This is a genomic window from Pseudomonas sp. GV047 (assembly GCF_003058245.1).
GTDB lineage: Bacteria > Pseudomonadota > Gammaproteobacteria > Pseudomonadales > Pseudomonadaceae > Aquipseudomonas > Aquipseudomonas marginalis.
In genome coordinates this window covers 583,284-606,507 of sequence record NZ_QCWA01000001.1, presented here as the reverse complement: position 1 = coordinate 606,507, position 23,224 = coordinate 583,284, and the positions used below count along the sequence as shown (strand labels likewise).

Here is a 23,224-nt window from a genome sequence, read left to right as displayed (position 1 = left end):
ACCGATTGCAGAACGTTTTCATACGCCAATCGTATGAGCCTGGAATTGTGCGACCAGTTCTGTGACTAACGGGTTTGGCCTTTGCGAGTTCCAGGCGACCGCCGTCGTCACGACGTTGAGCTTCTGGGTCAAGGCCCGCAGCACCACGTTATCCGGGGCGAGTTTTTTCAACGAGGCCGGCACCAGCGCGATGCCCTGGCCGCAGCTGACAAAGGCAATCTGCGAGGCCACCGAACGCACCTCATGCAGCACCCGCGGCGAGAACCCGCTGGCGCGGCACGTGGCGATCAGGTTGTCGAAGTACACCGGGCTGACCTTGCGCGAAAACATCACCAAAGGCTCGCTGGCCAGGCTCGACAGGCTGATGCGCGTGCGCGACGCCAGCGGGTGATCGCCGGGCAGCGCCACCATCAGGCGGTCCTCGCGCAACGGCAAGGACTGGATCGCCGGGCCGAGGTCGCCGTCCAATCGCGCAAACGCCAGGTCGATATCCCCCGCCTCCAGCGCCGGTACCGCCTCCACGCTGTCGATCTCGCGCACCGATACGGTGAGCTGGGGGTATCGCTGCTTGAGCAGGTCGATCAAGCCAGGCAACACATCAAACATCGCCGTGGAAATCGCGCCAATGGTGAGCATGCCCGACTGCCCCGCCACCGCCTCCTCCACCGCCAGCTCCAGGCGCTCCAACTGTTCGGCGAACTTGCGCACCGCCGGCAGGATCGCCGCACCCACCGGCGTCAACTTGGCGCCCCGCCGCGAACGCTCGAACAACGTGACCTTGAGCGCCTGCTCCAGCACCTGGATCTGCTCGCTCAACGGCGGCTGCGACATGCCCAGGCGCTTGGCGGCACGGCCGAAGTTCTGTTCTTCGGCCACGGCGAGGAACAGCCAGAGGTGGCGAATAAGGCGGAAGTTGATCATGGGAGTTCCATAGGCTTGACGTATGAAAGGTCAGGTTTAACGCTAATAAACCTATCATCTTTGGATAAGCCTTATGGCGCAAGCACAGCTCCACATTTTTAATCCGCTACGTACGTAGGAAGGACGGTGGGTGAATCCATCCAATCCAGAAAAGCCCGAAGCCGCGCGGTGAAGTTTTCCATCGTGGCGCCAGGGTTCCTGGCCTCAAAGAGAAAGAACGCAAGGTGAGTGACCCGCTGCGGATACCCCCGGACGAACATCGCCACATGCTCTTCGAGGGTGAGGGGCCATGTCGACGCATCTTCCGAAAGCAATACATGGGTGGACCTGATCAGCTTGCGTGAAGCCTCGCGCTGCAAGCGAAGTCGCTGCACCTCGGTGTCGGCGCACGCGATGCGCGTGAGGTACGTGCTCAATACGGCGTGAAAATCACCATTTACCGCCAGCGCGATGTCACGGGATGGCCGAAACCGTTCGAAATGCACTGACAGATCATTGCCCCACAGGCAGCGGCACTGGTGTTTGAGCCAGAAGCCCCACCTGTTGCGGTTTTCCGCCGCCAGTACTTGCGCGCGGTGGCCGATATCGAAATCCACCTTGGTGACAAGGGGGTGCCGCTGCTCCAGCGCACGCCGGACTGCCTCCAGCCGGGCCAATAGCTCCGCGGTTGCCGGCTCGTGCAGCACCAAGGTGAGGTCGAGGTCGGAAACGCCGGGAATGGCGTCGCCCCTTGCGACACTGCCGTAGAGATAGAGGCCGTCCAGGCCCAGGTCGTCCCTCGAGAGCGACGCGCAGACATCCGCCAGCAACGGCTGGTATTCAAGCTGCACGGCGGTGTCGGGGACGGTGAGGATAAAACCGTCCGCGTCGATGCCCGCAGAAGGCGGACTCATGGGCGATGCACCTCGATCACCAGCCCTTCCGCCTCACTCGGCACGCAGAAATGCCGGGTGATCAGCTCGAACTCGGCATCCGTCGCCGCGAAATCATGATCGCCCCGGGCATTGCGCGCATGCAGCCTTGCGCGGCAGGTGGCGTCGTCCAGCTCGAGGTAATGCAGGCGGTGCGGCACCTTGGCGGCCTGCGCCAACCCCAGCAGCCATTCGCGATTGGCCAGGGTATTGGCGGGAAAATCCAGCACCACGTTGACGCCGGACTCAAGCAGGTTGATCACCAACGGGCCCAACACCCCGCGAATACGCTGGGCACAGCGCAGGTAGTCGGCGATCGAGAGGATTTCACCGGGGTACAACTGGGCGAGCCAGGTGTCTTCGCTGAGCAGGATGGCGGCGTGTTCGGCCACCAGGGTCTTGGCCAGTGTCGACTTGCCCGAGGCGATCTTGCCGCACAGCAGGTGCAGGGTTGGCATGGGGACGGCTCCTTATGTGAAGCCTTGAGCATGCCAGCTTTCCGGCTGGTTCTTAATATTTCGACACGAATTATGCTGAACTATCTGATACGTAAGGCGTTCATTTCCTATGCGCAGCCCCGACCAGGGGCGTTGTACAACAAGGAGCCGCCTTACCATGACAACCCTTCCCGCCTACCGATACACGCCGGGGCCGCTGCATGCGACCTTGCTGGCCGGCACCGTGCCGCTGTTTCTCGGGGCCTTGCTCAGCGACATTGCCTACACCCAGACCTACCAGATCCAATGGGCCAACTTTGCGTCCTGGTTGATTGCCGGTGCTCTGGTGTTCTGTGGGTTCGCGTTCCTGTTTGCGCTGGTCAACCTGCTTCGCGCCGAGCGCAAGGCGGGGCAACCCACGCGGTATGTCCTGCTGCTGTTAGCCACCTGGGTATTAGGGCTGGTCAATGCCTTTCAACATGCCAAGGATGCCTACGCCTCAATGCCTGCCGGGCTGATCATGTCCGCCGTCGTCTTGCTGCTGACACTGGCGGCCACCTGGACCGGCCTGCGCTCGGGAGGTGCCAAATGAAAACGCCCCACACACTGAGCGTATTGAGCGCCGCGCTGTTGCTGAGCGCCTGCGGCGGCGAAGGCGACAAGACCCAGGCCCGTGGCCCCGACCCCACGTTGCCGGAGCAACAAAGCAGCCTGTTGCCGAGCATGAAGATCGCCGAGCCCACCCCCTGGGGCGATCAGAAACCCAAGGTGCCCGACGGCTACAGCGTCACGGCCATCGCCACCGACCTGGCCATCCCGCGCCAGACGTTGGTGCTGCCCAACGGTGACATCCTGATCGCCGAAGGCCGTGGCGGCAGTGCGGCCAAGCTCAAGCCCAAGGATGTGATCGCCAGCGTGATCAAGGCCCAGGGCAACACCAAGGTAAAAGGCGGTAACCGCCTGACGCTGCTGCGCGATGCCGACGGTGACGGCACCTATGAGTTGAAGACGGTGTTCGCCGACAACCTCAACGCGCCCTACGGCCTGGCGTTTGCCGATGGCAAGCTCTACGTGGCCAACCAGGATGCGCTGGTGCGCTTCGACTACACCGATGGCCAGACCAAGGCCAGCGGCGCACCGGTGAAAGTCACCGACCTGCCGGCGCAGATCAACCATCACTGGACCAAGTCCCTGGCGGTGAGTGCCGATGGACGCCAGTTGTATGTGGGGATCGGCTCCAACAGCAACGTGACCGAACGTGGCATGGAAGTGGAAATCGACCGCGCCATGGTCTGGCAGATCGATGCAGCGACCGGCGCGCACAAACCATACGCCACCGGCCTGCGCAACCCGACGGCGCTGACCATCCAACCCGACTCCGGGCAACTGTGGACGGTGGTCAACGAACGCGACGAACTCGGCCCCGACCTGGTGCCCGACTACCTGACCTCGGTGAAAGAAGGCGCGTTCTACGGCTGGCCCTACAGCTATTGGGGCCAGAACGTCGACCCGCGCGCGCAACCGCAGAACCCGGCCAAAGTCGCCGCCGCGATCAAGCCCGACTACAGCCTGGGCTCCCACGTGGCCGCACTCGGCGTGGACTTTTCCATCCCGGCCATGGGCGAGCAATTTGCCGACGGCGTATTCGTCGGCGAGCACGGCAGCTGGAACCGCGACAACCCGGTGGGCTACAAGGTGATCTTCGTGCCGTTCAGCAATGGCAAGCCATCGGGTGAGCCGATTGATTTCGCCACCGGCTTTCGCGGTGACGACGGCAAGACCCGTGGGCGCCCGGTGGGGGTGACGGTGGACCCGAAAGGCGCGCTGATCATCGCCGACGACCTGGCCAATACCGTGTGGCGGGTGACGCGCAAGCCATAGCGGCATATGACAGGGGCGGCGGCGCCCCTGTCAGACTTCATCCTGCAATTGCACCTCCAGCCAGTCGAGCAACGCCATGACTTCAGCGCGGATGTCCTCTCCCTGCTGCCGATAAATCGATAGCGCCTGGGGCAAATGCACACTCTCGACACAGGGCCTTACCAGCGCCCCGCTGTCAATCAACCGGCTCGCCGTACGCCGCCAGCCCATGGCGATCCCATGCCCCTCCACCGCCGCCTGCAACATCAGCGGGTAGCTATCGAAGGTCGCACCGCGCACCTCCCCGCCCAAGGCCTGGCCGAACACCTGCAACCAGCTGTCCCACTCCATCAGGTGCGGAGGATGGGAGCTGTGGTGCAACAAGGTGCGCGACTGCAACCCGGCGAGCGACAGCGGTGGTTTGCTGTCCAGATAGCCGGGGCTGCACACCGGGAACACTTCGTCGGCGGCGGTGAACATCAGCGGATGGCTGCCACTCGCGCGCCCGGTACTTTGCAAGGCCACGTCGAAGTGACTGGTGAACTCCGTCAGGGGCCGGGTGGAGGTCACCACCTGGATTTCGATGTGCGGGTATTGCTGGTGGAACGTCGACAGGCGCGGCATCAGCCAATAAAACGCTTCGCACAACTGGCACAGCAACACCACGCGATGACTGTGGGTTGACCCCCGCAGGCTGGTGGCACTCTCACTGATGCTGCGCAGCGCCTCGCCGACCACCCGGCCCAGTTCCCGCCCCTCTTGGGTGAGGAACACCGCCCGGTTGCGCCGGCTGAACAGCTTCACCCCCAGGTTGTCTTCCAGCCCGCGAATCTGGCGGCTGATGGCGGCCTGGGTGATGTGCAGCTCATCGGCTGCCTTGGAGAAACTGCCCAGGCGTGCCGCCGCTTCAAACGGCAACAGGCTGGCCAGGGGCGGCAGGGTCTTGCCAAGTGTATTCATAATCTGAGGTTATACATCCACGGCCGAGAACTCGTTTGTAGCACACCCGCATGACTGGGCACCATGGATCCATTACCTCAATGGATGCCCCGGATGAACGCTGCACAGACCTCCATTGCCGTCGGCGTGCTGCTCGCGATTGTTGCCACACTGGGCTGGGCGCTGAACTTCATCGCGCCCTACGTCACTGGCGGCTACAGCCTTTATGACCTGATGGCCGTGCGGTTTTTGATCGCAGGCGTGCTGGGCGGCACGGGTGTGCTGCTATGCCGGGCACAACTGCGCACGCTCAGGCCCGCCCAGCGATGCCTCGCTGCCACCCTCGGGGCGGTGGGTTGCCTGGGCTACGGCCTGTGCATCGCTGCCGGCGTGATGTTCGGCGGCCCGGTCATGACCCCGGCGTTTATCGGCACGGTGCCGGTATTGTTGGCCCTGGTGGGTAACGCCAGCACCCGGACAGTCCCATGGCGCCGACTGGCAGCCCCCCTGGCATGCCTCACGACGGGCCTCGTGCTGTCGAACATCAGCAGCTTTCATCAACCTGCATTGGATACAAGCGCCTGGTTGGCGGGGCTGTTTTTTTCCCTGAGTGCGGTCGCCCTCTGGTTGTGGTTCAGCGTGATCAACCAACGGCAACTGACGCACCTCGCGGCGCAGGCAACCGGCCTCTGGACCGCACTGATGATGGTGGGCGCCGGTGTCGCCACGTTGTGCCTGCTGCCGTTCATCCAGGCACTTGGCTTGTTCACGCTGCCGACGCTCGGCTTCGGCCTTTCCCAGGCAGGCCCGCTCTATGCCTGGGCCCTGATCATTGCGGTGATGTCGACCCTCGTCGGCGCCTGGGCCTGGAACGCCGCGACCCGACGCCTGCCGATGGTGCTCAGCGGCCAATTGATCGCCCTCGAATCCCTCTTCGCCACCCTGCTTGGCCTGGGGTTCCACGGGCGCTGGCCCACACTCATGGAAGCCGCGGGCCTGGGCGCGGTGCTGATCGGCGTGGTCATGGCGATTCGAATCATATTGACGAGCCCCCAGGCGACGGCCAGTGCAGGGAGGACGGTGACCGTCGAGCAAAGCCATTGACATGCTTGCCTGAGGCAACAATATAATTGCCTAAGGCAACCATTCGAGCATCCGCCATGTCCACTCCCCTGCTTGTGGAACGCGCCGGCATCGTGCGCGGCTTCAATCGCTTCTACACCCACCAGATCGGCGTGCTGCAGGAACACCTGCTGCACAGCGACTATTCCCTGACTGAAATTCGGGTGATGTACGAGCTGTCCTCCCGTGGCGACCTCACCAGCGCCGACCTGTGCCAGATGCTCAGCCTCGACGCGGGTTACCTGAGTCGCCTGACCAGTGGCTTCGAGAAAAACGGCCTGATCCAGAAAGTCCGCTGCGCCACCGATGCGCGCGCGGTGCAATTGCACCTCACCGATCTCGGTCGCGCGGTCCTGGCGCCGCTGGAACAGCAGACCCAGGATGAAGTCATCGCCCTGCTCGAGAGCCTGCCCGAACCCCAGCAGCAGCAATTGACCGACGCCATGCAACGCATCCAGGCCCTGTTGCAAGGCAGCCCGTCGAGCTACCTGCTGCGCGATCCACGCCCCGGGGATATGGGCCTGGTGGTGCAGCGGCAAGCCGCGCTGTATGCCCGCGAATACCATTGGAACTGGGAGTTTGAAGCGCTGGTGGCGGAGATCGTCGCCAAGTACCTGCGCGAGTTCGACCCGGCGCGGGAGCACTGCTGGATCGCGGAGAAGGATGGCGAGGTGGTGGGTTCGGTGTTCGTCGTGCGCCATGACGATACAACCGCCAAGCTGCGCATGCTCTACGTGGATGCGAGTGCGCGGGGCCTGGGCATCGGCCAGCGCCTGGTGGACGAATGCCTGCGCTTTGCCCGCGATGCCGGCTACACCCGCATGATGCTGTGGACCATGAGCGCCCTGACCGATGCGCGCAAGCTCTACCAGAAAGCCGGTTTCGAGTTGGTGGAAGAGGAGCCCACCTTGAGTTTCGGCAAGCAGCTGGTCAGCCAGACCTGGGCGCGCGCGTTGTAGAAAAGACGTTTGAAGGAATGGGGCTCGACACAACGTTATGGGTGATTCGACGGACCTGTGGCGAGCGGGCTTGTCCCGCGTTGGGCTGCGCAGCAGCCCCTAAACCAGGCGCAGCGGAGTGCCTGATACAACGCATCCGTCTTTATTAGGGGCGCTTCGCACCCCAACGCGGGCGGTGCGACGATTCGACAAGCCCGCTCACCACAGAGGTAGCGGGTCTGGGTTTACAGGTCCGTGATTTCCTTGTGGCGCGGCACCAGGGTCTTCATCACGCTCCACGCCACCAGGTACGCCAGCGCACAGATCGCGAACATGATCATGTAGCCGGTGTGGATGTCATTGATGGACTTGTAGTAGTCGAACACCCAGCCGCCGATCTTGGTCATCACCACACCGCCGATGCCGCCGGCCATGCCGCCGATGCCGACCACCGAGGCCACGGTTTTCTGCGGGAACATGTCGGACACGGTGGTGAAGATGTTGCACGACCACGCCTGGTGCGCCGAGGCGCCGACGCCGATCAGCAATACCGGGACCCAGAAGCTGATGTAGCCCAACGGTTGTGCCAGCAACACCACCAACGGGAACAGCGCGATTACCAGCATGGCTTTCATGCGGCCGTCGTAGGGGGCATCGCCACGGGCCATGAAGTAGCTGGGGAACCAGCCGCCGCCGATGCTGCCGACCATGGTCATGCTGTACAGCACGGCCAGCGGCATGACGATATCGGCGCCTTTCATGCCGTATTGCGCCGACAGGTAGGTAGGCAGCCAGAACAGGAAGAACCACCACACGCCATCGGTCATGAACTTGCCGAAGGCAAACGCCCAGGTCTGGCGGTAGGTGAGCAACTTGAACCACGAGACTTTTTTCTGTACCGCGCCTGCAACCGGCGGGATAGAGGGCTGCTGCGCCTGGTCGCTGCGGATATAGGCCAGCTCTTCGGCCGACAGGCGTTTCTGCTGCTCCGGCTTCTCATACACCGCCGCCCAAACCGCCACCCACACAAAGCCCAGCATGCCGATAACCATAAAGGCCGCTTCCCAGCCCCACATCCCGGCGATCAGGGGCACGCAGATCGGCGCCAGGATCGCGCCGACGTTGGCGCCGGAGTTGAAGATCCCGGTGGCCAGCGAGCGTTCTTTCTTGGGGAAATATTCGGCGGTGGCCTTGATCGCAATCGGGAAGTTACCCGCCTCGCCAATCGCCAGCACGGCCCGGGACAGCATGAAGCCGGCGATGGACACGGGGATCACCGCCAGGCCGAACGCGGCGCTGACCGCGGCGATGCCCTCGCCCATCGGCACCGAGAACGCATGCATGATGGCGCCGGTGGACCAGACCGCAATCGCGATCACGTAGGCGGCCTTGGTGCCGATCTTGTCGACAAACCGCCCGGCAAACAGCATGGAAATCGCATACACAAACTGGAACACCGCCGCGATATTGGCGTAATCGGTGTTGCTCCAGCCAAATTGCGTCGACAACTGCGGCGCAAGCAGGCTGAGCACCTGGCGGTCGAGGTAGTTGACGGTGGTCGCGAAAAACAACATCGCGCAGATGGTCCAGCGATAGTTGCCTACAGCTTGGCCAACGCGCTGGGCGTTGATGGGCTCGATCAAGTTCATGGCATCACTTTTTATTTTTGTTAGGTAGGACATATGTAACGTCATATGTCGTCGTACAACTGTGGCTTTTATATCGGGCTACCTACCCGCTGTCAATCTGAAAGATTACGGCTTTTGCGGGCTATCTCACGGGTGTGAAAAGTGTCAGGCGCGGCTAGGTTGTAGGACGACAAATGCGCATGACCCGGCTCGGCGCCTTGCCGGGCACATCGTCGAGCACACCGAACGGCTGCATGCCGACCTTCTCCAGCACACGGATCGACGCCGCGTGATCGGGCCGCACCAGGCCGAACACTTCCTGCAGACGGAGGGTGTCAAACGCCAACGCCAGGGCATCGCGTGCCAGCTCAGTGGCGTAGCCCTGCCCCCAGGCTTCCACGGCAAAGCGGTAGCCCAGGTTGACGCGCGGTTGCGTGAGGTAGTTAAGCGGGGCGACTCCACCAAAGCCGATGATGAAGTCCGGCGCGTCAATACGGGCAACCGCCCACCAGCCATAGCCGTTGTCGGCCCACTGCTGGAGCCAGTGATCGAGCAGGCGTTGGGCCGCGGACAGGCTGGGCATGGGCCCGGAGGGATTGAAGAGATTGGTCAGCGGGTCACCGACGATCGCGAATAATCGCTGCACATCCCCAAGCTGTGGCGGACGATAGACAAGGCGGGAAACGGTGGCAGGCATCGGGATAAGTCCTCTTTACAACTGTGGCGAACGGGTTTGCCCCAGGGTAGGTGCTCACCCCGAAAACCCAGGCAATTGCACGCAAATTGCGCCCCAGGCAAAAAAACGCAAATAGCGGTGAATTATTTCATGTCCGCTTGTATCTGAACTGACAGAGCGGTGCCATTGCAACGATGGCACCTCCCCTGTTCTGTTTTAGAGTGGTCCGCATGAAATTACGTAAGAAAAGCGTCAAGCCCATCGGTTTGAAAGACATCACCATTGTTGACGACGCCAAGATGCGCAAGGCGATCACCGCCGCCGCACTGGGTAACGCCATGGAGTGGTTCGACTTTGGTGTCTACGGGTTTGTCGCCTATGTATTGGGCAAGGTGTTCTTCCCCGACGCCTCCCCCAGCGTACAAATGATCGCGGCACTGGCGACGTTCTCCGTGCCGTTCCTGATTCGTCCCCTGGGCGGCCTGTTCTTCGGCGCGCTGGGCGATAAATACGGACGCCAGAAAGTCCTCGCCGCGACCATTGTGATCATGTCGCTGAGCACCTTCGCCATCGGCCTGATTCCCGGGTACGCCTCCATCGGCATCTGGGCGCCGATCCTGCTGCTGCTGTGCAAAATGGCCCAGGGCTTCTCGGTGGGCGGTGAATACACCGGCGCCTCGATCTTCGTTGCCGAATATGCGCCGGACCGCAAGCGCGGTTTCCTCGGCAGCTGGCTGGACTTCGGCTCCATCGCCGGTTTCGTCCTCGGTGCCGGTGTCGTGGTGCTGATCTCCAGCGTGCTGGGCGAAGCCGACTTCGAGGCCTGGGGCTGGCGCCTGCCGTTCTTCCTGGCCCTGCCCCTGGGCATGATCGGCCTGTACCTGCGCCATGCGCTGGAAGAAACCCCGGCGTTCCAACAGCATGTCGACAAGCTCGAACAGGGTGACCGCGAAGGCCTGACCCATGGCCCGAAAGTGTCATTCAAGGAGATCGCCACCAAGCACTGGCGCAGCCTGCTGACTTGCATCGGCATCGTCGCGGCCACCAACGTGACGTACTATATGCTGCTCACGTACATGCCGAGCTACCTGTCCCATAACCTGCACTACTCCGAAAACAGCGGCGTGCTGATCATCATCGCGATCATGGTCGGCATGCTGTTCGTGCAGCCGTTCATCGGTTTTGTCAGCGACAAGATCGGCCGCAAGCCCTTCATCATCGCCGGCAGCATCGGCCTGCTGTTCCTGGCCATTCCGGCCTTTATGCTGATTACCAGCGGCAAGACCGGCCTGATCTTCGCCGGCTTGCTGATCCTGGCCGTCGTGCTTAACTTCTTTATCGGCGTCATGGCGTCCACGCTGCCGGCGATGTTCCCCACGCACCTGCGCTACAGTGCCTTGGCCAGTGCGTTCAACGTCTCCGTATTGATCGCCGGCGTCACCCCTACCGCGGTGGCCTGGCTGGTGGAAAGCACCAACGACCTGTACATGCCCGCCTACTACCTGATGGTGTTTGCGGTGGTCGGCCTGATCACCGGCCTGACCATGAAGGAAACCGCCAACAAACCCCTGCGCGGCGCCGCACCGGCTGCGTCGGACATGGAAGAAGCGAAGGAGTTGCTGCAGGAGCATCACGACAATATCGAGCAGAAAATCGAAGACATCGACGCCGAGATTGCCGAACTGGAAGCCAAGCGCCAGAACCTGGTGCAGCAGCATCCGCGTATCAATTAAGACCTGACCAAGCGTGGTGGCAAGGGCCGCCACGCCAGTGGAGTGTTCAACCATGCTTCCAAGCTTCACCGCCGCACACGCGTTACTCAGCGCCGACGAACGCGCTGCCATCGCCGAAATCGAAGCCACCACCAGCATCCTGCAATTGGTCACCCGCCTGACGGGCATGCGCTTTGCCGGCATCGCCAAGTTCACTGACCTGGAATGGATTGTCTGTTCAGCGCACGACCCCTTCGACATGGGCATTCATGCCGATGACGTGCTCGACCTGGAAACCACCCTGTGCAGCGAGTTCTGCATCAACCCGCAGACCCTGTTCATCCCGCAGGTCAGCGCCAATGGCCGCTTTGCCACGCGCCCGGTGGTCAAGCAATACGCCATCGAGAGCTACGCCGGGGCGCCGATCTTCCTCCCGGATGGCCGCCTGTTCGGTGCACTGTGTGCGCTGGATTCCCGGGCGATGCTGTTTGACGACCCCAACCTGCCGGAAACCCTCAGCCTGTTTGCGCGGCTGATCGGCTGCATCTTCTACGCTAACTTGACGCCAGCGGATCGCTGACCGGCGCTTTGCCGCGCAGCATGGCCATATCGCGCTTGGGCGGCACACCAAAAAGCCGGCTGTACTCGCGGCTGAACTGCGACGGGCTTTCATAGCCGACCTTGAACGCCGCACTGGACACGTCCCGGTGCTCGTTCAACATTAAGCGCCGCGCTTCGTTGAGGCGCAGCCATTTCTGATACTGCAGCGGGCTCATCGCCGTCAGTTGGCGAAAGTGATGGTGAAAGGTCGCCGCGCTCATCTGCACACGCGCGGCCAGTTCGTCCACGCGCAACGGCACGTCGTAATTGAGCTTGAGCCAATCGATCGCCCGCGCAATCCGATAACCCTGCCCGTCCACGGAACAGATCTGGCGCAGTCGGCCGGCATGGTCGCTCTGCAATAGCCGGAAGTGAATCTCGCGCTGGATCAAGGGTGCGAGCACCGGTATCGCTTCGGGCTCATCAAGCAATTCAACCAGGCGCGCAAAGGAGGCGAGCATGGCGCCGGTCACGACACCAATCCCCACGCCTTTCATCACCGCCCGCTCACGCGTTGGCGGCAACGCCCCCTGGGCGATCAGCTCGGCCAGGATGCGCAGGTCGAGCTTGAAGGTCAGGCCCAGGCACGGGCGGGTCGGGCTGGCGACCAGCACTTCGGAGTTGGCCGGTATATCCAGCGACGTGAGCAGAAATCGTGCCGTGTCATACGGGTACCCCTCGCCGCCGACCCACAGCCGCTTCTCACCCTGGGCAACCAGCACGATGCTCGGCTCGACCATGCACACCACGGGTGTCGCGGGCTGCTCACGCCGATAAAAGCCCAGGCCGGGGATGGGCATGGGGTAGTCGCCGGGTATGCAGACCCTTGAGCCGATCGCGTGGACCAGCACGTCCAGGGGCATTTGATTGATCTTCATAAAGGGCCCTTCGCTCTGATCGTTGGACTTTACCCCGACCGGCCCGCTTACGTCCCCGGCAACCCGCCAGACTCAGAGGATCAGGCAAGTAATCCAGTGGAACGCACTACAGAACCCTCAGCCACGCCGGGAAAATGTGCCGACCCCCTTCTCAAGGATCCATCCATGAAAAGCCTCTTGCTCACCCTGAGTCTGCTGGTGATTTCGTTCTCTTCTCTGGGAGCCGACATGTCCAACGGTGCAAACAACTTCTACACAAGCGACAAGGTGACCGTCGAAAAAGTCACCTTCAACAATCAATACGGCATGCCGGTGGCGGGCAACCTGTTCGTGCCCAAACAGCTCGCCCCGGCCTCGAAAAATGCCGCGCTGATCGTCGGCCACCCGATGGGTGCCGTCAAGGAACAGAGCGCCAACCTCTACGCCACCAAAATGGCCGAACAGGGCTTTGTCACCTTGTCGCTGGACCTGTCGTTCTGGGGCGAAAGCGCAGGCACACCACGCAATGCGGTGCTGCCCGACCTCTACGCCGAAGACTTCAGCGCCGCCGTGGACTTCCTCGGCACCCGGCCGCTGGTCGATCGTGAGCGCATCGGCGTGATCGGCATCTGCGGCAGCGGCAGCTTTGCCATCGCGGCGGCCAAGATCGACCCACGCCTCAAGGCCATTGCCACGGTCAGCATGTACGACATGGGCGCCGCCAACCGCAACGGTCTCAAGCACGGCATGACAGCGGAACAACGCCGGCAGGTGCTGGTGCAGGCGGCCAACCAGCGTTACGTGGAATTCCAGGGCGGCGAGACCCTCTACACCAGCGGCACGCCGCTCAAGCGGAGCGGCAACCCGATTGGCGATGAGTTTTTCGATTTCTACCGCACACCGCGCGGTGAAGTCACACCGGCCGGCGCGTCGCCGCAGACCACCACCATGCCGACGCTGACCAGCAACGTGAAGTTCATGAACTTCTATCCGTTCAACGACATCGAGACCATTTCGCCTCGCCCGCTGTTGCTGATTGCCGGTGCCGACGCCCACTCCCGCGAGTTCAGCGAAGACGCCTACAACCGTGCCGCCGAGCCCAAGGAACTGGTGATCATCCCCAACGCCGGCCATGTGGACCTCTACGACCGGGTCAACCTGATCCCCTTCGCCAAGCTCACCAGCTTCTTTAACAGTCACTTGAAGTGATCTCGATAAACCCTCACGCGCCCCGCTGGGGCGCCGTCTTCGCCCTGTCCCTGGCGGCCTTTGCCCTGGTGGCCTCGGAGTTCATGCCGGTGAGCCTGTTGACCCCGCTGGCCGCCGACCTGGGCATCAGCCAAGGCCAGGCCGGCCAGGGTATTTCGGTGTCAGGCCTGTTTGCCTTGCTCACCAGCCTGGTGATCGCCCGAGTGGCGGCGCGCATGGATCGCAAGCGCCTGCTGGTCGCGCTGACCTTGCTGATGATCGTGTCCGGCAGCGTGGTAGCGCTCGCGCCGAACTACCTGATCTTCATGCTCGGCCGCGCCCTCATCGGCGTGGCCATCGGCGGCTTCTGGTCGCTGTCGGCAGCCACCGCCATGGGCCTGGTGCCCGAGGGCCAGGTGCCGCGCGCCTTGGCTATCGTCAATGGCGGTAACGCACTGGCAACCGTGATCGCAGCACCGTTGGGCAGTTTCCTCGGTGGTTTGATCGGCTGGCGTGGCGCGTTTTTCTGCGTGGTGCCGGTGGCCGTGGTTGCGGTGCTGTGGCTGCTGCTGAGCCTGCCGTCGATCAAACCCCGTCGCCAGGCCGGCAACGGCCACCTGTTGCGCTTGATCAAGCGCGCCCCGGTGGCCCTGGGCATGCTGGCCGTCAGCGTGTTTTTCATGGGCCAGTTCATGCTGTTCACCTACCTGCGGCCGTTTCTGGAAGGTGTTACCCAGGTGGGTGTATCGCTGCTGTCGTTGATGCTGCTGGTGCTCGGCCTGGCCGGTTTGGCCGGCACGCTGCTGATCGAGCGTGTGCTGAAGAACGGCCTGTACCCCACGCTGATCGCCATTCCCGTATTGATGGCGGTGATCGCCCTGGCATTGGTCGCATTCGGCAGTTCGCCCGTTATTACCGCCGCGCTCCTCGGTGTGTGGGGCCTGGTAGCCACCGCCGCGCCGGTGGGCTGGTGGACCTGGCTGGCAAAAAACCTGCCTGAGGATGCCGAGGCAGGGGGCGGCTTGATGGTTGCCATCATCCAACTGGCAATCGCCGCCGGGGCAACGCTGGGCGGTGTGGTGTTTGACCTGTGCGGCTACCAGGTGACGTTTGCCTTGAGCGCCGCACTACTGTGCATGGCGGCGATACTCGCCTGGGCCGCTGCGCGGGTCAGTCAACGCGCACTGTCGATGATCTGCCCGCCATCCGGTGTCAGGCTGTAGCCGGTGATGAACTGCGCATCCTGGCTGGCCAGGAACAGCGCCACCGGCGCGATGTCGTCTTCCGGCGAGCCATAACGCCCGAGCACATTGGAGGGTGCCGGCGCATCATAACTATCACCCCAGGTATCGGCCACCGGCAGCAGGTTATTGACGGTGATGTTATCCACGCCCCATTCCCGCGCGGCCGAGCGGGTCAGCGCGCGCACCGCTTCCTTGGCCATGTTGTAGGGCGCGTAGCCTTGCATGCCGATGATGCCGGCCAGCGAACCGAAGTTGATCACCCGCCCTGCGCCGCTGGCCTTGAGGTACGGGTAGCAGGCTTGCATGGTGCGCAGGTAGGCGATCGGGCCCATGTCCAGGTTGCGTTGCAGTTGTTCGACCGGCAACTCGAGCACCGAGGAAAACACCACGGACGGGTCGAATGCGTTATTGACCAGAATGTCGATGCCGCCATAGGTGGCGACGACGTTCGCCACCGCTGCGCTGACCTGCGCCGCATCAGCCAGGTCGCACACCACGCCGAGCGCCGTGCCGCCTGCGGCCTGGATATCGGCCACCACGCGCGCGACGTTTTCCGGGGTGCGCGACACCACGGCGACCTTGGCGCCCTGGGCCGCGAACAGCTTGGCCGTGGCGCGGCCGATACCACGTCCGGCACCGGTGACAATGGCGACTTTTGCGTTGAGTCGGGACATGTGTTTTCTCCAGTCTGTGAGGGATGAATTTCAGCTAAGATCCCCGCGGAGATGAATTCGCACAAGTAGGATGAAAAAGTGGCAGTCAGTATGGAAAACCAGACTAAAAGCGTTGAAAAGCTGAATATGCATGAAGAAATGCGGCGTGCATTTTCACTGCTCAGCGGCAAGTGGAAACTGGAAATCATGTGGCTGTTGAACCAGCGGGTCTATCGGTTCGGCGAGCTGCGCAAGACCATCGGCGGCATTACCCAACATATGCTCACGGCCCAACTTCGCGAGCTGGAAGACGATGGCCTGGTGACCCGCACGGTGTTCGCCGAAGTACCGCCCCGGTCGAATATGAAATAACCGCCAAAGCCCGCGCGCTCGCGCCGACCCTGCAGGCGCTGATGGCGTGGTGGGCTGAATACGGCGACAGCCTGCCGGTGAAGCCGCCATCCCGAGGGCGCACCGCGCTTCAACGCCCGCCAACACCGAAGCGCTAAGTTTTTTACCCGCACCGCCGATAACCCGTCATACCAATGACTTGCAGCGACGTCCTGCGGGAAACCATGCCGAACTCTCTCGCCCCTATCGTCCGCACCTTGTCCGACCGCAGCAGCCTGTCGCTGGCGCGCACGTCGCTGTTCAATTTCGTGGCGTTGCTGGCCTTGGTCTTTGCCGCCGCCGCCTACTCCCTGGTTTACCTTGCGCACGAACTGGATCACTCCGAACAGCAGGAAAGCGCGTTTTATACGCGTAAAGCCGTGCAATCCCTGGAGAAGTCCCTGCGGGTGACCGTCAAGGACTACGCCTTCTGGAGCGATGCCTACAAGCACCTGCACATGACCGTCGACAGCGACTGGGCCTACGCGCGCGGCAACGTCGGCGCCACGCTGTATCAGGACTTCGGTTTCCAAGGCCTGTTTGTGGCCGATAACGACAATCGCACGGTCTACTCGGTGATCAAGGGCGAGCTGCAAAGCGTCGAGCTCTCGCAGTGGCTCGACCAGCCCTTGACCGAAATTATCGAGCAGGCGCGTGCCGGGGCTGAAAACGAAACACCGGTCACGGCGTTCATCAATGTACGCGGCAGCCCGGCACTGGTGGCCGCCGCCGCGATCACACCCGGCACCGACCCCACGGTAGTGCCCGATGGCCGGCCGGCCTCGGTATTGATCTTTGTCGATGTCCTCAACAGCGCCAAGTTGCACGCAATCGGCGATGAGTTCGGCGTGGGCAAGCTGCATGTGGCCACGCCCGATGACATCGGCCAGACCCTGGTTTTCCCCCTGGGCGACAACGGCGCCGCCGGCAGCCTGCACTGGGAACCGGCCCGGCCCGGCCTGCGCTTGATGGGCGTAGGCCTGCCGCTGCTGGGCCTGGCCGCGTTGCTGGTGTGCCTGATGACCTGGGTGATACTGCGCCGCACCACCGCCGCCGCCCTCGCCCTGGATGCCAGCCACACCTCCCTGCTGGACAGCCAGGCCGCCCTGGCCACCAGCGAGGCGCGCTTTCGTGACGTGGTGGAGGCCAGCTCGGACTGGGTCTGGGAAATCGATGTCGGCTGGCGTTTTACCTACCTGTCGGAGCGTTTCGAAAGCGTCACCGGCCTGACCCGGCAAGCCTGGCTCGGGGCGGCCATGAGCGACCTGCTGGACACCGAGGCCGACCTGCTGTCGCAGTGGCTGAGCACTCCGGGCCGGCGCGTGGACATCAGTGTGCAATGCCGCTATATCGATGCCCAGGGACAGGAGCGCACAACCCGGCTGTCGGCCCGGGAAATGCCCTGTGGCGGGTTTCGCGGGACGGCCACCGACGTCACCGAAGAAGTCGAAGCACGTCGGCGCATCGAGTACCTGTCTCAACACGACGCCCTGACCGGGCTGCCCAACCGCACGCGCCTGCAGGCATTCCTGGACGGCAAACTCAAGGCCCTGCCCAGCGCCGAGCAGCCGCTGGTGATGCTCAGCCTCGACCTGGACCGCTTCAAGCCGGTCAATGACCTGCTCGGCCACGCCGCCGGTGACCGGGTGCTTAATCAAGTGTCCGCCCGCCTGGCTGCTTGCGTGCGCCATGGTGACCTGGTGGCTCGCGTCGGCGGCGATGAGTTTGTGTTGATCCTCAGCGACGCCGGCAGCCAGGATGAAGTCGAAAGCCTGTGCCTGCGCTTGATCGAGTCCATCGAGCAGGCGATCAAAATCGACGAACAAGAGGTGTTTATCAGTGCCAGTATCGGCATTGCCCTGGCGCCCACCGATGCCCGCGATGCCACCGAACTGCTGCGCTACGCCGATATCGCGCTGTATGAGGCCAAGGCCGCCGGGCGCAATACCTGGCGCTTTTACTCCGGGGACATGAATACGCGGATCATCGAGCGGCGGCGCCTGGAGAGCGATCTGCGCTTTGCGATCAAGCACGCCGAACTGCGCCTGCACTTCCAGCCGCGCTATCGCATCGCCGATGGGCAGATGGTCGGGGCCGAAGCCCTGGTGCGCTGGCAGCACCCGGTACGCGGGCTGATCGCCCCGGACACCTTTATTCCGATTGCCGAAGAATCGGGGCTGATCCTGGCGCTGAGTGACTGGGTACTGGCCACCGCGTGTGCGTGCGCGGCGCAGTGGCCCGACACGCTGTTCGTCTCGGTGAACCTGTCACCCACCGAGTTCAAGCGCGGCAACCTGGTGGAGCGCGTGCGCCACGCCCTGGACGCCTCGGGTATCGACCCTGCGCGCCTTGAGGTGGAAATGACCGAAAGCGTCATGCTCGAGGACGCCGTCGGCGCACTTGAGGTGATGCGCACGCTCAAGCAACTGGGCATCCGCATTGCCATGGATGACTTCGGCACCGGCTATTCGTCCCTCAGCTACCTGCGGGCGTTCCCGTTCGATGGCCTGAAAATCGACCGCAGCTTCCTCACCCGCCTGGAGGAAAGCGAGGATGACAAGGCGATTATCCAAGCCATTGTCGGCTTGGGCCGTGCCCTTGCCCTGACGGTCACGGCCGAAGGCATTGAGACCGCTGAGCACCTGGCCATGCTCAAAAGCGTGGCGTGTGAAGAAGGCCAGGGCTACTTCCTCAGCCGACCGCTGGATATCGACGCATTCAACGGTTTGCTGGACGACTACTGCGCCGACGTCAGCGGAAAAAATGACTCGGGGTCTTGCCAAACTGTTTCTTGAACATGCTGGTAAATGCGCTGGGGCTTTCGTAGCCCAGCTCCAGGGCCACGTCGATAATCTTCTGCCCCACCGCGATACGCTCCAGTGCCAGCAGCAGCCGCGCCTGCTGGCGCCATTGGCCGAAGGTCATGCCGGTGTCCTTGCGGAACAGGCGCTGGATGGTTTTCTGGTCGAGGGCCAGGCGCTCGCTCCAATCCGCCACGGTGGAGGCATCGCCCGGGTCCTCCTGCCACGCCAGGCAGATCTGCTGGATCCGCAGATCGGCGGGCTGCGGCAGCGACAGCGGCAAGGCCGGCAACAGCGCCAGCTCGTCGAGGATCAAGTGCATGATCCGCGCATCGCGGGAGTCTTCGGCATAGGGCGGTTTCAAGCTCACGGAGGCCTTGATCAGCTCGCTGAGCAACGGCGAGATACTCACCGCCTTGGTCTCGGTCGGCAGGTTGGGGAAACTGTCGGGGCGCACGAACACGCTGCGCATTTTCAGGGCGCCCACGCAGCGCAGGGAGTGCACGTGCCCGCAGGGCATCCAGAAGCCGCGATGGGGCGGCACCGTCCATTGGTTGTGCGCCGAATGCACCACCATCACGCCTTCGGTGGCGTAGAGTAATTGATGCTTTTCGTGACTGTGGTCGGGGATCACCCAGTTTTCCGGATAATCGGTGGCCGAACTGATGACAGCCCAGTCGCCCTCATCGATTTCCTGCAAAAATTTATCCAGTGATTTGATCATTTCGCCCTTTTTACGATGGTTGCCTCCCGAATTACGCGAGACAGGCATTCCTGGCGAATCTAGCATAAGCTCTGAAACAAATTGAAATGGGCAGCCTGCTCAAGTACTCGCTGCCCCTGTTCGCTGCCTTGTATGGAATGCCTGCATGTCGACCCTGACCGCATCACCTGCCGCCACCTCGAGTCCGCCCCACGTAAGCCCGTTAGTCCTGCGTATCCTCGGCGCCTGTGCCCTGGCGCACCTGATCAATGACCTGATCCAGGCCGTATTGCCGTCGATCTACCCGATGCTCAAGGCCAACTATGGCCTGACGTTTACCCAGGTCGGCCTGATCACCCTGACGTTCCAGCTGACCGCCTCGCTGCTGCAACCCTGGATCGGCTACCACACCGACCGGCATCCCAAACCGTGGCTGCTGCCGGCGGGCATGGTCTGCACCCTGGTCGGCATCCTGATGCTGGCGTTTGTCGGCAGCTTCCCGGCGATCCTGCTGGCGGCAGGCCTGGTGGGCGTCGGCTCGTCGACCTTCCACCCGGAAACCTCGCGCGTCGCACGCCTGGCCTCCGGCGGGCGCTATGGCCTGGCGCAATCGACCTTCCAGGTCGGCGGCAACACCGGCAGCGCGTTGGGGCCGTTGCTCGCGGCGGCGATCATCATTCCTTACGGCCAGGGCAACATCGCCTGGTTCGGGCTGTTTGCCGTGTTCGCGATCCTGGTGCTGTATGGCTTGAGCCGCTGGTACCGCAACCACCTCAACCTGTTCAAGCTCAAGCAAGGCGGCAAGGCCACCCACGGCTTGTCCAAGGGCCGCGTGACGTTTGCCCTGGTGGTGCTGGCGGTGCTGGTGTTCTCCAAGTACTTCTACATGACCAGCCTGACCAGCTACTTCACGTTCTACCTGATTGAAAAATTCCACCTGTCGGTATCGAGTTCCCAGATGTACCTGTTCCTGTTCCTCGGTGCGGTGGCCGTGGGCACCTTCGCGGGCGGGCCGATCGGCGACCGGATCGGGCGTAAGAAAGTCATCTGGTTCTCGATCCTCGGTGCCGCGCCGTTCACCCTCGCCCTGCCCTACGTCGACCTGTTCTGGACCGCCGTGCTCAGCGTGGTGATCGGCTTTATCCTCGCCTCGGCGTTCTCGGCCATCGTGGTGTTTGCCCAAGAACTGGTGCCGGGCAATGTCGGCATGATCGCCGGGATCTTTTTCGGCCTGATGTTCGGCTTCAGCGGGATCGGCGCGGCCTTGCTCGGACTGCTCGCCGACAGCCACGGCATCGAGTACGTCTACACACTGTGCTCGTTCCTGCCACTGGTGGGCATCCTGACGATACTGCTGCCGTCGACCAAAGGCGTCTAGACCGCCGATCATCGGATGGCTGTATGCCATTATCCTTTGGGCTCTGAAAAACCTGCGTGTGCGCTTACAATCCCCAGCCTCAACGCACACCCAGGCAGACCCGGCACGAAATGACGCTCGACCCTCCTACGATTTTGGCACTCACCGTTGCCCTGGCCGCTGCTGCTGCCCTGTACCTGGCCATAGAATGGCGCAGCGTACGCGAACCTTCGCTGCTGTTCTGGAGCGCCGGTTTCGCCACCATCACCGTCGGCTCCACCCTGGCCCTGCTGCGCATCAATGGCTACCTGCTCATCGGCATCTGGTTTGCCAACGGCTTGCTGGTGGCCGCGCACTGCCTGTTCTTGCTCGGGGTCGCGCGCTTTACCCAGGTACGCCTGTCGCCGCGATGGTGGCTGCTGCTGGCCGTGTGGCTGGGCATGCTGATGCTCCCGACCGACCTGCCGTGGTCCAAAGCCATGTTGGGCGTGCAGTCGCTGCTGGTCGCACTGCCGACCCTGCGCGCCAGTTTCCTGCTGCGGCCCCACGGCCGATCATTGAGCATCGGCGCGGTGCAACTGCGTTATGTGCTGCTGGTCCACGGCATGTTCTACGTGGCCAAGGCGCTGTCGGTGGTGATCCCCGGCACCTTGATCGACCTTGCGGCGTTCAAGGGCGAGATCATCCAGGTGTCCCTGGTGGAAGGCGCCATGGCGATCATGCTGATTGCGCTGTCAATGACCGGCTCGGAGCGCTACCGCCGCGAACAGCAGATCGCCCGCCTCGCCGCCCGCGACCCACTCACCGCCCTCTACAACCGCCGCGCCCTCGACCTGCGCGCGCCGCGCCTGCTGGCCCAGGTGTCGGCGCAACAACCAGGCGCCCTGCTGCTGATCGATATCGACAACTTCAAGTCGGTCAACGACCTCCACGGCCATACCGCCGGCGACCGCGTGCTGATCGCCTTGAGCGAGATGATTCGCGCCGTCGTGCCCCGAGGCGCGCTGGCCGCACGTTTGGGCGGTGATGAGTTTGTGATCCTGCTCAACCCGGCCTCGACCGAGCAGATCGTCGAACTGGGCAGCAGCCTGCGCGAGCAGTTCCAGCAACTGGCCGCACAAACCTTCGCCACGCCCGCGCCGGTGACCCTGAGCATCGGCGCCACCCTGTTCGACCAGCCGCCGGCCAGCCTGGCGGCGCTGATCGAACAGGGCGATACCACGCTGTATGAATCCAAGCGTGGCGGACGGGACAGCATTCGGCTGGTTGATCGGACCGGGGCCTACAGGTCGTAACTGACCGCTACACACCTCCCCGTCCTCACCGACTCCAACGCACAATCGGCCAGATGCAGCGCATACAACCCGTCGCGCACACTGGTGGGCAGTGCCTGGCCGCTGTTCAGCGCATCGATAAACCGGGTCAGCTCATTGCGATAGGCATCGGCGTAACGCTCCAGGAAGAAATGCTGCAACGGTTCCAGCGCTTCGGTGTGGTCGGCGCTCCAGTGGCGCAGGGTGCTGGGGCGATGGTTGTCGGTGAGCAGCACGCCAAGGGCGCCGGAGACTTCCACCCGCTGGTCGTAGCCGTACACCGCCTGGCGGCAGCAGTTGATATGGCATTGCTTGCCGGAGGCGGTACGCAGCAGGACCATCACGCTGTCGTAGTCGTCGATCTGTTCCAGGCTCGGGTCCACCAGGCGGCTGGCAATGGCGCTGACTTCCACCGGTTCCTCGCCGAGCAGGTGGCGGGCGGTGTCGAAGTCGTGGATGGTCATGTCGCGCAGGATGCCGCCGGAGTGTTCCAGGTAATCCCGCGGCGCCAGGCCTGGGTCGCGGCTGGTGATGATCACCTGGCGCACCGCGCCGATCTGGCCGGCATCCAGGGCCTGGCGCAGGCGCAGCATGTCGGGGTCGAAACGGCGATTGAAGCCGAGCATCACCTTGCCGCCCTGGCGCTCCACGGCCTGGGCGGCGCTGCGGGCCTTGGCGATATCGAGGTCGATGGGCTTCTCGCAGAGTACCGCCTTGCCCTCGGCGACGGCGGCCAACAGCAGGTCGATATGGGTGTCGGTGGGGGTGCCGATGACCACGGCGTCGATGTCTTTGCGCGTGAGGGCGGCGGCACAATCGTAGGCCGCCTCGCAGCCCAGTTGGCGGCTGAGGGCATCGACGCCTTCGCGCCAGGGGTCGGCCACCAGCACCAGCGTGGCATTCGGGTGGGCGGCGACGTTGGCGGCGTGGATCCTGGCGATGCGCCCGGCACCTAGAACAGCGATACGTAGCAT

General features: G+C 63.2%; 22 protein-coding genes. 12 read left to right on the top strand and 10 right to left on the bottom strand.

Annotated features, from left to right (window positions below; all coding sequences use genetic code 11):
- Window positions 1–18: 18 nt before the first annotated feature.
- The 3 genes from C8K58_RS02820 to C8K58_RS02810 form a co-directional block, all read right to left on the bottom strand.
- Window positions 19–921 (bottom strand): LysR family transcriptional regulator, encoded by a 903-nt coding sequence (locus C8K58_RS02820; RefSeq protein ID WP_027608490.1) that lies wholly within the window; start codon window positions 919–921, stop codon window positions 19–21.
- 98 nt (window positions 922–1,019) lie between these two features.
- Complete coding sequence (locus C8K58_RS02815; protein WP_108572940.1) at window positions 1,020–1,814, bottom strand: nucleotidyltransferase domain-containing protein; 795 nt, start codon at window positions 1,812–1,814, stop codon at window positions 1,020–1,022.
- On the bottom strand, window positions 1,811–2,290 hold the full coding sequence (locus tag C8K58_RS02810; RefSeq protein WP_108572938.1) for an ATP-binding protein: 480 nt from the start codon (window positions 2,288–2,290) through the stop codon (window positions 1,811–1,813). Before C8K58_RS02810 ends, C8K58_RS02815 begins: the two co-directional genes overlap by 4 nt.
- 157 nt (window positions 2,291–2,447) lie before the next feature.
- On the opposite strand from C8K58_RS02810, the gene C8K58_RS02805 reads away from it, so the two are divergent.
- A complete protein-coding gene (locus C8K58_RS02805; protein WP_065942086.1) occupies window positions 2,448–2,861 on the top strand; it encodes a DUF2231 domain-containing protein in 414 nt (137 codons plus the stop codon).
- Complete coding sequence (locus tag C8K58_RS02800) at window positions 2,858–4,150, top strand: sorbosone dehydrogenase family protein (protein WP_092356946.1); 1,293 nt, start codon at window positions 2,858–2,860, stop codon at window positions 4,148–4,150. The genes C8K58_RS02805 and C8K58_RS02800 overlap by 4 nt, the downstream gene beginning before the upstream one ends.
- A gap of 30 nt (window positions 4,151–4,180) precedes the next feature.
- On the opposite strand, the gene C8K58_RS02795 is transcribed toward C8K58_RS02800, so the two are convergent.
- A complete protein-coding gene (locus C8K58_RS02795) occupies window positions 4,181–5,089 on the bottom strand; it encodes a LysR substrate-binding domain-containing protein (protein ID WP_098479349.1) in 909 nt (302 codons plus the stop codon).
- A gap of 93 nt (window positions 5,090–5,182) precedes the next feature.
- Between C8K58_RS02795 and C8K58_RS02790 the strand changes: the two genes are divergently transcribed.
- Window positions 5,183–6,172: a DMT family transporter gene (locus tag C8K58_RS02790; RefSeq protein WP_108572936.1), complete on the top strand. Its 990-nt coding sequence runs from the start codon at window positions 5,183–5,185 to the stop codon at window positions 6,170–6,172.
- Window positions 6,173–6,228: 56 nt separating this feature from the next.
- Window positions 6,229–7,149 carry a helix-turn-helix domain-containing GNAT family N-acetyltransferase gene (locus C8K58_RS02785; RefSeq protein WP_108572934.1) on the top strand — a complete coding sequence of 307 codons (921 nt, stop codon included), beginning with the start codon at window positions 6,229–6,231 and terminating at the stop codon, window positions 7,147–7,149.
- A 224-nt stretch (window positions 7,150–7,373) separates the two neighbouring features.
- Here C8K58_RS02785 and C8K58_RS02780 read toward each other — a convergent pair whose 3' ends face one another.
- Together C8K58_RS02780 and C8K58_RS02775 are read right to left on the bottom strand one after the other, a co-directional pair.
- Entirely contained in the window at window positions 7,374–8,777 is a 1,404-nt protein-coding gene (locus C8K58_RS02780; RefSeq protein ID WP_098479347.1) for an MFS transporter, read from the bottom strand.
- A gap of 154 nt (window positions 8,778–8,931) precedes the next feature.
- Window positions 8,932–9,453 carry a GNAT family N-acetyltransferase gene (locus C8K58_RS02775; protein ID WP_108572933.1) on the bottom strand — a complete coding sequence of 174 codons (522 nt, stop codon included), beginning with the start codon at window positions 9,451–9,453 and terminating at the stop codon, window positions 8,932–8,934.
- Between the two features lie 209 nt (window positions 9,454–9,662).
- On the opposite strand from C8K58_RS02775, the gene proP reads away from it, so the two are divergent.
- Both proP and C8K58_RS02765 read left to right on the top strand, forming a co-directional pair.
- A complete protein-coding gene (proP, locus tag C8K58_RS02770) occupies window positions 9,663–11,165 on the top strand; it encodes a glycine betaine/L-proline transporter ProP (protein ID WP_027608499.1) in 1,503 nt (500 codons plus the stop codon).
- Window positions 11,166–11,217: 52 nt separating this feature from the next.
- Window positions 11,218–11,724, top strand: coding sequence for a GAF domain-containing protein (locus tag C8K58_RS02765; protein ID WP_027608500.1), 507 nt, complete (start codon window positions 11,218–11,220; stop codon window positions 11,722–11,724).
- On the opposite strand, the gene C8K58_RS02760 is transcribed toward C8K58_RS02765, so the two are convergent.
- Complete coding sequence (locus C8K58_RS02760; protein ID WP_108572931.1) at window positions 11,699–12,622, bottom strand: AraC family transcriptional regulator; 924 nt, start codon at window positions 12,620–12,622, stop codon at window positions 11,699–11,701. The genes C8K58_RS02765 and C8K58_RS02760 overlap by 26 nt on opposite strands.
- A gap of 165 nt (window positions 12,623–12,787) precedes the next feature.
- On the opposite strand from C8K58_RS02760, the gene C8K58_RS02755 reads away from it, so the two are divergent.
- Both C8K58_RS02755 and C8K58_RS02750 read left to right on the top strand, forming a co-directional pair.
- Window positions 12,788–13,810, top strand: coding sequence for an alpha/beta hydrolase (locus C8K58_RS02755; protein WP_108572929.1), 1,023 nt, complete (start codon window positions 12,788–12,790; stop codon window positions 13,808–13,810).
- On the top strand, window positions 13,807–15,012 hold the full coding sequence (locus C8K58_RS02750) for an MFS transporter (RefSeq protein WP_108572926.1): 1,206 nt from the start codon (window positions 13,807–13,809) through the stop codon (window positions 15,010–15,012). The genes C8K58_RS02755 and C8K58_RS02750 overlap by 4 nt, the downstream gene beginning before the upstream one ends.
- Here C8K58_RS02750 and C8K58_RS02745 read toward each other — a convergent pair.
- Window positions 14,964–15,707, bottom strand: coding sequence for an SDR family NAD(P)-dependent oxidoreductase (locus tag C8K58_RS02745; RefSeq protein ID WP_027608503.1), 744 nt, complete (start codon window positions 15,705–15,707; stop codon window positions 14,964–14,966). The genes C8K58_RS02750 and C8K58_RS02745 overlap by 49 nt on opposite strands.
- Before the next feature lie 78 nt (window positions 15,708–15,785).
- On the opposite strand from C8K58_RS02745, the gene C8K58_RS32880 reads away from it, so the two are divergent.
- Together C8K58_RS32880 and C8K58_RS02735 are read left to right on the top strand one after the other, a co-directional pair.
- Window positions 15,786–16,058, top strand: coding sequence for a helix-turn-helix domain-containing protein (locus C8K58_RS32880; RefSeq protein ID WP_305890655.1), 273 nt, complete (start codon window positions 15,786–15,788; stop codon window positions 16,056–16,058).
- 203 nt (window positions 16,059–16,261) lie between these two features.
- Entirely contained in the window at window positions 16,262–18,871 is a 2,610-nt protein-coding gene (locus C8K58_RS02735) for an EAL domain-containing protein (RefSeq protein ID WP_108572924.1), read from the top strand.
- Here the strand turns inward: C8K58_RS02735 and C8K58_RS02730 are convergent.
- Window positions 18,828–19,649 (bottom strand): helix-turn-helix domain-containing protein, encoded by an 822-nt coding sequence (locus C8K58_RS02730; protein WP_027608505.1) that lies wholly within the window; start codon window positions 19,647–19,649, stop codon window positions 18,828–18,830. The two genes, C8K58_RS02735 and C8K58_RS02730, sit on opposite strands and share 44 nt — an antisense overlap.
- Before the next feature lie 97 nt (window positions 19,650–19,746).
- Between C8K58_RS02730 and C8K58_RS02725 the strand changes: the two genes are divergently transcribed.
- Both C8K58_RS02725 and C8K58_RS02720 read left to right on the top strand, forming a co-directional pair.
- Window positions 19,747–20,958, top strand: coding sequence for an MFS transporter (locus C8K58_RS02725; RefSeq protein WP_065942074.1), 1,212 nt, complete (start codon window positions 19,747–19,749; stop codon window positions 20,956–20,958).
- A 110-nt stretch (window positions 20,959–21,068) separates the two neighbouring features.
- Window positions 21,069–22,232 (top strand): GGDEF domain-containing protein, encoded by a 1,164-nt coding sequence (locus C8K58_RS02720; RefSeq protein WP_027608507.1) that lies wholly within the window; start codon window positions 21,069–21,071, stop codon window positions 22,230–22,232.
- On the opposite strand, the gene iolG is transcribed toward C8K58_RS02720, so the two are convergent.
- Window positions 22,220–23,224: an inositol 2-dehydrogenase gene (gene iolG, locus C8K58_RS02715; RefSeq protein WP_108572923.1), complete on the bottom strand. Its 1,005-nt coding sequence runs from the start codon at window positions 23,222–23,224 to the stop codon at window positions 22,220–22,222. The two genes, C8K58_RS02720 and iolG, sit on opposite strands and share 13 nt — an antisense overlap.

Bases quoted from the DNA above. Each gene is read 5' to 3' on its own strand.
- C8K58_RS02820 (WP_027608490.1), bottom strand. From the start codon at position 921: ATGATCAACTTCCGCCTTATTCGCCACCTCTGGCTGTTCCTCGCCGTG.
- C8K58_RS02815 (WP_108572940.1), bottom strand. From the start codon at position 1,814: ATGAGTCCGCCTTCTGCGGGCATCGACGCGGACGGTTTTATCCTCACC.
- C8K58_RS02810 (WP_108572938.1), bottom strand. From the start codon at position 2,290: ATGCCAACCCTGCACCTGCTGTGCGGCAAGATCGCCTCGGGCAAGTCG.
- C8K58_RS02805 (WP_065942086.1), top strand. From the start codon at position 2,448: ATGACAACCCTTCCCGCCTACCGATACACGCCGGGGCCGCTGCATGCG.
- C8K58_RS02800 (WP_092356946.1), top strand. From the start codon at position 2,858: ATGAAAACGCCCCACACACTGAGCGTATTGAGCGCCGCGCTGTTGCTG.
- C8K58_RS02795 (WP_098479349.1), bottom strand. From the start codon at position 5,089: ATGAATACACTTGGCAAGACCCTGCCGCCCCTGGCCAGCCTGTTGCCG.
- C8K58_RS02790 (WP_108572936.1), top strand. From the start codon at position 5,183: ATGAACGCTGCACAGACCTCCATTGCCGTCGGCGTGCTGCTCGCGATT.
- C8K58_RS02785 (WP_108572934.1), top strand. From the start codon at position 6,229: ATGTCCACTCCCCTGCTTGTGGAACGCGCCGGCATCGTGCGCGGCTTC.
- C8K58_RS02780 (WP_098479347.1), bottom strand. From the start codon at position 8,777: ATGAACTTGATCGAGCCCATCAACGCCCAGCGCGTTGGCCAAGCTGTA.
- C8K58_RS02775 (WP_108572933.1), bottom strand. From the start codon at position 9,453: ATGCCTGCCACCGTTTCCCGCCTTGTCTATCGTCCGCCACAGCTTGGG.
- proP (WP_027608499.1), top strand. From the start codon at position 9,663: ATGAAATTACGTAAGAAAAGCGTCAAGCCCATCGGTTTGAAAGACATC.
- C8K58_RS02765 (WP_027608500.1), top strand. From the start codon at position 11,218: ATGCTTCCAAGCTTCACCGCCGCACACGCGTTACTCAGCGCCGACGAA.
- C8K58_RS02760 (WP_108572931.1), bottom strand. From the start codon at position 12,622: ATGAAGATCAATCAAATGCCCCTGGACGTGCTGGTCCACGCGATCGGC.
- C8K58_RS02755 (WP_108572929.1), top strand. From the start codon at position 12,788: ATGAAAAGCCTCTTGCTCACCCTGAGTCTGCTGGTGATTTCGTTCTCT.
- C8K58_RS02745 (WP_027608503.1), bottom strand. From the start codon at position 15,707: ATGTCCCGACTCAACGCAAAAGTCGCCATTGTCACCGGTGCCGGACGT.
- C8K58_RS02735 (WP_108572924.1), top strand. From the start codon at position 16,262: ATGCCGAACTCTCTCGCCCCTATCGTCCGCACCTTGTCCGACCGCAGC.
- C8K58_RS02730 (WP_027608505.1), bottom strand. From the start codon at position 19,649: ATGCCTGTCTCGCGTAATTCGGGAGGCAACCATCGTAAAAAGGGCGAA.
- C8K58_RS02725 (WP_065942074.1), top strand. From the start codon at position 19,747: ATGTCGACCCTGACCGCATCACCTGCCGCCACCTCGAGTCCGCCCCAC.
- C8K58_RS02720 (WP_027608507.1), top strand. From the start codon at position 21,069: ATGACGCTCGACCCTCCTACGATTTTGGCACTCACCGTTGCCCTGGCC.
- iolG (WP_108572923.1), bottom strand. From the start codon at position 23,224: ATGCTACGTATCGCTGTTCTAGGTGCCGGGCGCATCGCCAGGATCCAC.